The organism is Chryseolinea lacunae (assembly GCF_016735595.1).
Lineage (GTDB): Bacteria > Bacteroidota > Bacteroidia > Cytophagales > Cyclobacteriaceae > Chryseolinea > Chryseolinea lacunae.
On sequence record NZ_JAERRB010000008.1, the window covers coordinates 304885 to 311302 of the forward strand.

5 protein-coding genes and 1 pseudogene are annotated in these 6418 nt (G+C 53.4%); 3 read left to right on the forward strand and 3 right to left on the reverse strand.

Annotation, left to right across the window (positions count from 1 at the left end; genetic code table 11):
* Window positions 1–24: 24 nt before the first annotated feature.
* Entirely contained in the window at window positions 25–945 is a 921-nt protein-coding gene (locus tag JI741_RS22085; protein ID WP_202013560.1) for an ROK family protein, read from the reverse strand.
* Window positions 946–1056: 111 nt separating this feature from the next.
* Entirely contained in the window at window positions 1057–2622 is a 1566-nt protein-coding gene (locus JI741_RS22090; protein ID WP_202013561.1) for a GAF domain-containing protein, read from the reverse strand.
* Window positions 2623–2790: 168 nt separating this feature from the next.
* On the opposite strand from JI741_RS22090, the gene JI741_RS22095 reads away from it, so the two are divergent.
* The 3 genes from JI741_RS22095 to JI741_RS22105 all read left to right on the forward strand — a co-directional run bounded on the left by JI741_RS22095 (window position 2791) and on the right by JI741_RS22105 (window position 5955).
* Window positions 2791–3312, forward strand: coding sequence for a gluconate 2-dehydrogenase subunit 3 family protein (locus tag JI741_RS22095; RefSeq protein WP_202013562.1), 522 nt, complete (start codon window positions 2791–2793; stop codon window positions 3310–3312).
* A 6-nt stretch (window positions 3313–3318) separates the two neighbouring features.
* Window positions 3319–5025 (forward strand): GMC oxidoreductase, encoded by a 1707-nt coding sequence (locus JI741_RS22100; RefSeq protein WP_202013563.1) that lies wholly within the window; start codon window positions 3319–3321, stop codon window positions 5023–5025.
* 66 nt (window positions 5026–5091) lie between these two features.
* Window positions 5092–5955, forward strand: a complete 864-nt coding sequence (locus JI741_RS22105) for a sugar phosphate isomerase/epimerase family protein (RefSeq protein ID WP_202013565.1) — start codon at window positions 5092–5094, stop codon at window positions 5953–5955.
* A 327-nt stretch (window positions 5956–6282) separates the two neighbouring features.
* Here the strand turns inward: JI741_RS22105 and JI741_RS33245 are convergent.
* Window positions 6283–6418, reverse strand: a pseudogene (locus tag JI741_RS33245) (IS256 family transposase); the annotation flags it as partial.

Sequence of the window (6418 nt, forward strand, 5' to 3'; positions counted from 1 at the left end):
AAATTAGGGAACGTTAGTTTTTTTTTAAATCGACAAGCGGTTGCGGGCCAGGGCAAGTGCACCCAGCGGCACCACGTCTTCGCCACAATGTGCCAGCGCCACGGTGGGGCCCGGCACAAAGGCTTGCATAAGATGTTTCGGCAATTCGGCCGCCGTAGCCACAGCCAGTGGTGCGCCAATCAGGGAAAGGCCTCCACCGATCACAATAATATCGGGATGAAAAAGATGTACGACATGCGAAAGCCCAAAGGCCAGCGTGTCGGCGATGTCGTGTAGAATGCGCTTGGCGGTGTCGTCACCCAAGGCCAACGCCGGCGCGAGGTAGCGCGCTTCACCACTTTGTGCGCCATGTGCAAGGTCGAACAACACACCGGAGCGCTCCTGTTGAATGGCTTCACGAACGCGTTTGTCGACGGCCCATCCCGAGCAACACGATTCCAGCGACGTGCCGTTTCGATCGAGCCGGAGATGCCCTACCTCCACTTCGCCTGGCACCGCGCCATGATATAGTTTTTTATGCACCACCAGGCCGCCGCCCACGCCGCTGCCCAAGGTGATGTAGAACACAATGTCTTTATCTTTTCCGACGCCAAACAAGGCTTCGGCCAGCGCCGCCACGTTCGCATCGTTTTCGAGCGCCACCGGAATGCCATACCGCTTTTCCAGCCATTCCACCAAACCAAAGCCCGACCAGCCCGACACCTGGTGCGACGTGTGCACCCGGCCCGCGACGCGATCTACTGGCCCTCCGAAACCAACGCCGATGGCCTTGGCCGATCCATCGGGCACTAATTGGTCGAGCACCGATTCGATCTGGCTTTGAATCTCTTCCGCGCCCTTGCCACGTTGCACATCCAACCGCACACGCCGCTGAATGCCCGACACGCCATCGCCCAACACGATCTGCAACTTGGTGCCCCCGATCTCGATGCCTATGCAATTCATGCCTGGGCGGGTATTAAGAGGTTCGTAATGCGCATAGCATGGGGTCTTGACTGGAAGCGTAAAAAATGAAGTGATATAAAGTACTCAGGGCTAAAGGTAAATACCACCTTGCTATCCCTGTCTCTCTTTTTCCGCACGGATTAGCGCTTCCTGCGTAGCTTCCATTTCTTCCAGGTTCTGGCGGAGCTCTTCTTCCTGCGATTTGAGCTGTTCGGTCTGCGTTTTGAAACGGTCCACCATGGCTTTCATTTTCTCGTTGTTCTTTACCGACCCCAACGTGGACGCGGTGAGCTCGCCTACTTTTTCCATGAACTCGACCTGGTGTTTTTCAAACTTCTGAAAGCCCGCCAGTTCAATAACGGCTTCCACTTTTTCGTTGGCTTTCATGGGCACAATGAGCAAGCCCGACGGTGTTTTGTGCCCTAGCCCCGACGTGATTTCTGTATAGCCATTGGGAAGATCGGTGAGCAGCACGGGGGTTCCTTCCAGAAAAGTTTGTCCGATAAGTCCCTGTCCGATCTCCAGTTTCTTTTGTACGTATTTCTTTTTTTCGAAGGCATAACAAGCGGCCATCTCGAGGTAGCTGTGCGTCTCGTCTTCAGGGTCTTCCTGCACAATGAAGAGACAGCCTTGTTGCGCCTGGAGATATTTGGTGAGAAACGTGAGGATGTCGAGGCTGAGGGCTTCAAGGTTGTCCTGATTTTTGCGCAGCACATCCGAGAAACGGGCAAGGCCTTCGGTGGTCCAGTTCCGGATTTCGTCCTGGGCTTTGATGTTTTTCAGTTTGTCGCGCATCAGCACCAGTTCGCCGGCGAGGTTGCTGGTGTTGAGTTTTTCGTTTTCGGCATTGAAGCCGTCCCAGGTCACCGAGAAATTTCCGTTCGACACCTGGTTAATAAAATGTGCGGCCGTTTTGAAGTTGCGTATGGAGAAATCGATCACGTCGTTTTCGGCGGCGCGGTTGGCGTCCGTGCCCGGGTTGAACAAGTAGGCTCGATTGTTTTCTTCGAGCTTGGAGAACAGTTCGCGCCGTTCGCGTTTTTCTTTCACCACGTTGAAGATGAGAAACAGCAGTGAAGGAAACGCGATGATGTTCAGGATGGTTTGCACCACCAGCGTGCGGTCGTTGGCGCTTTTATAGGAGGTCTGTGCTTGTTGACTGAGGTCGTCTTCAAAGGCTTTCACAACCCGCGCATTGCGATCGTATACCATCCAGGCAGCACGTCCCGGGTCGGCAGAAAGGGCCGCGTGAAACTCCGTCATGCTGTCGATCTTGATCAGCCCCACCATGTGTTGGGTGGTGGCAATAAATTTGTTGACACACACGGCAAGGCTGTCGAGCGTGCCCGGATGTTCGAAGCCTTGTTTTTGGGTGATGGTGCGCAGCTCGCCCAGGATGATGGGGTTGTCGCGGATGCCATCGCGCATGGGACCCAGCAAGTCTTCGTTTTTGGTGATGGCATAGCCTCGCATGCCGATGTCTACGTTGCGTACCACCTGGTTCCAGATCTGGCTCACCAGATAGCCGGCACGTTCGGTCTCTGCTTTCACCCGCGTGGTGTCTTTCAACACCCAGTCGTTATAATAAATGATGCCGGTGTTCACAGTGATGAGGGCTAACACCAGAACGGCCGAAATGATAAGCGCATTCTTTCGTATCAAATCAATTCCTGCCATGTTCTTTAAATCGTTTAAGAAGAAATATACCCTTTTGCCTTGTTCCCTCCAAAACCATCCATGCCATTTCATTCGATTTAACGACCTCCATTCATATAATATAGCTTTCGCCACACCCCCTCGAAGACTACCTTCAGGGTAAGTTTTTCCGAAACACCTTTTCCCGCTATGAATCGCCGCGAATCCTTAAAAATGCTGATGGCTGCCTCCGGTGGCCTGCTGGCACTACCGGCTTGGGCCGGTCAATGGCATGTGGATGACCTTGCCACACATGCTTCCTCCTTTGTCGCTGCCGAACAAGCCATGCTTGCCGCCGTGGTCGACACCATTCTTCCACAAGGTGTGGTGGTGGGTGGACTAAGCGTGGGCGTTGACAAGTTTCTCCAAAAACTGTTCGACCATTGCTACGACGCCACCGTGCAAGCCAACATCAAAACACAGCTTGCCAAACTGGAGGCGTCTGCATCCGCCAAATACGGCCAACCATTTTCGGCCTGCGCACAATATGAACGCGAAGCGCTGCTGATGGCCTTTGCCCATTCGGCCGATGCTTCGGAAAAAGAATTCTTCACGCTTGTCAAAGCCGAGACCATCCGCGGCTTCAGCACCTCACGCGAAGTGATGACGAACTATCTTGAATACAAAACCGCGCCCGGCCACTACTATGGCTGTGTCGACGTAAACGCATAATCACCCATGGCAAATTTTAATATCGATTCCACCGAAAAAAGAACCTACGATGCCATCGTCATCGGTTCGGGCGCCAGTGGCGGCTGGTCGGCCAAAGAACTTTGTGAGAAGGGACTAAAGACGCTCGTGCTGGAACGTGGCCGCGATGTGAAACACGTCACCGACTATCCCACGGCCGGCAAGGCACCCTACGAATTTGAATATCGCGGCAGCGTGACACTGGAACAACGCAAAGATTTTCAGACCGCCCGCAACATGCGCGCCGAAACATTTCACTGGGCACTGCCCGACGACGAGCAACCGTTTGTACAGGAAAAACCCTTCCGCTGGTTTCGCGGCTATCACGTGGGCGGCAAGTCGTTGCTGTGGGCACGACAAACCCAACGCTGGAGCGACTTCGATTTTGAAGGCCCCGCACGCGACGGCTTTGCCGTGGACTGGCCCATCCGTTATGCCGATGTAGAACCGTGGTATGCACACGTAGAAAAATTCGCAGGCATCGCCGGCAACAAAGACGGTCTGCCCGAACTGCCCGACAGCGAAGTGATGCCCGGCTTTGACTTGAGCTGCATCGAACAATACTTCAAAGAAAGCCTGGAGAAAAACTACGGCGGCACACGTCATCTCATCCAGGCACGGTGCGCGCACCTCACCGACCCGCAGGCCATTCACACGGCACAAGGTCGTGCGCGCTGCCACAATCAAACCATGTGCAACCGCGGCTGTCAGTTCGGGGGCTACTTCAGCAGCAATGCCTCCACCCTGCCGTGGGCACAAAAAACAGGTAACCTAACCGTTAGGCCACACGCTGTGGTGCACTCCATTCTCTACGACGAGAAAAAAGGCAAAGCCATCGGCGTGCGCATCATAGACGGCACCACCAAAGAGGCGATCGAGTTTTATGCAAAAATCATATTCGTGAATGCATCGGCCCTCAACACCAACGCCATTCTGCTCAACTCCACCTCCAATCGTTTCCCCCATGGTTTGGGTAACGACAGCGGCGTGTTGGGCAAATACATTTCGTGGCACAACTATCGCGGCAAGGCCAGCGCTGAATATGAAGGCTTCAAAAACAAACGCACCGACGGACGCAATCCCAGCAACGGCTATGTGCCGCGTTTCCGCAATGTGCACAAGCAGGAAACCGACTTCCTTCGCGGCTATGCCATTGGCATCGGCGGCGGTCGCGGCATGGGCTCCGACACCAGCATGATCGGCAACCAGCTGCGCGAAAATTTGCTGAACCCCAAGCTGGGCAACTGGCACATCAGCAGCTGGATGATGGGCGAGTGCGTGCCCATTGAAACAAACCACGTGCGCCTGCACCCGGAGCTGAAAGACAAATACGGTATCCCTCAATTGGTGATCTCGTGCGACTGGACCGAGAACGACGACAAGATGGTGGCCGACTATGTGACCGAATCGAAAGCGATGTTCGAGAAAGCCGGCTTCACCAACGTTACCGCTACCGACACCAAGACACCACCCGGCGCCGACATCCACGAAATGGGTGGCGTGCGCATGGGCAAAGATCCGAAGACGTCGATGCTCAACGCATGGAACCAGGTGCACGCCTGCAAAAACGTGTTCGTTACCGACGGCGCCTGCATGACCTCTACCGGCACACAGAATCCAACCTTAACCTACATGATGTTCAGCGCGCGCGCGGCAAACTTCGCGGTGAACGAAATGAAGAAAGGCCACTTATAAAATCCCGGCAAAATCCGAAGCAGAAAAATTCTAACTTCCCGACCAATCCATCTTAATATATTCACTATGAAAAAACACATTCCTTTAGCCCTCTTTGTGCTCGGCCTGTTTGCGCTGGCCCCCGAGGTGGTGGCACAGACAAATAAGAACGCGCTCTACACCGCGCCATTTGGGGTGCAGGCCTATACGTTCCGCAGAAGTTTTCCCAACGGCGTGGAAGCCACACTCGATTCCATCAAGATGATGGGCTTCACCGAAATTGAAGGCGGCGGTGGAAAAATGCCTCCCGAAGAATTCAAGAAGCTGTGCAACGAACGCGGCATCACCATCCCCTCTACCGGCGCCGGCTATGAAGAACTGGTGACCGACGCTGCAGGCGCTGCCGCAAAAGCAAAAGCCCTTGGCGCAAAGTATCTGATGTGTGCCTGGATCCCCCACGAAAAAGGAAACTTCACACTCGACAACGCAAAGAAGGCCGTCGCCGACTTTAATGCCGCCGGCAAAATTCTGAAAGAAAACGGCATCACGTTTTGCTATCACATTCACGGCTATGAATTTCAACCCTACGAAAAGGGCACCTTGCTCGACTACATCATCGCCAACACCAACCCCCAATACGTTTCATTCGAAATGGACGTGCTGTGGACACACTTTGGCGGCGGCAACCCCGTGGCCCTGCTCAAAAAATACGGCAACCGCTGGAAACTCATGCACATGAAAGACCTGCGCAAAGGCACACCCAAAGACCTCACCGGCGGCACCTCCACTGAAAACGACGTTGCCCTCGGCACCGGCGAGATCGACATCCCCGGCATTATCCGTGAAGCAAACAAGATTGGCATCAAACATTTCTTTATTGAAGACGAAAGCAGCCATGTTAATGAGCAGGTGCCGCAGAGTATTGCGTATTTGAAGAGCTTGAAAAAATAGACGTTGCGATTGGCTTTCTTCGGAGGAGTTCGAAGGGGCTTGTGCGTGCTTAGTTCGTTCGGTGGGTTTCGCTCACAAACGCAAGCAGGTTTCTGAACGCTCATCAAGGTGAGCGTTTGGGGGAAAGAAAAAGTGGTGCTGACTTTGGTCGACCAAAATCAGCACCACTTTTTCTTTTTGAATGGCTTAAAAACACGGTGTGTTTTTAAGTTTAGGATGTTTGTTAGGGTCTGTAAAATAAACTGTGTCAGTAATAATTGTTGAAGATGTTGGAATGTGGGAAACATGTGCCTGATAGTGGGCTGGGTTTTCCATATTTCAACATCACTATAAAGATAGCTTCAGCCTTCCCTCGAACCAAATCGATAGCTGTGACACCGTGAGGCTCCAGTTCTGAAGCGGTTGAGTCCACTTCTTTCGGATGTTCCCATATGCCAGATAGATCAATTTGAGCAAGGCCATA

Bases quoted from the DNA above. Each gene is read 5' to 3' on its own strand.
- JI741_RS22105 (WP_202013565.1), top strand. From the start codon at position 5,092: ATGAAAAAACACATTCCTTTAGCCCTCTTTGTGCTCGGCCTGTTTGCG.
- JI741_RS22085 (WP_202013560.1), bottom strand. From the start codon at position 945: ATGAATTGCATAGGCATCGAGATCGGGGGCACCAAGTTGCAGATCGTG.
- JI741_RS22100 (WP_202013563.1), top strand. From the start codon at position 3,319: ATGGCAAATTTTAATATCGATTCCACCGAAAAAAGAACCTACGATGCC.
- JI741_RS22090 (WP_202013561.1), bottom strand. From the start codon at position 2,622: ATGGCAGGAATTGATTTGATACGAAAGAATGCGCTTATCATTTCGGCC.
- JI741_RS22095 (WP_202013562.1), top strand. From the start codon at position 2,791: ATGAATCGCCGCGAATCCTTAAAAATGCTGATGGCTGCCTCCGGTGGC.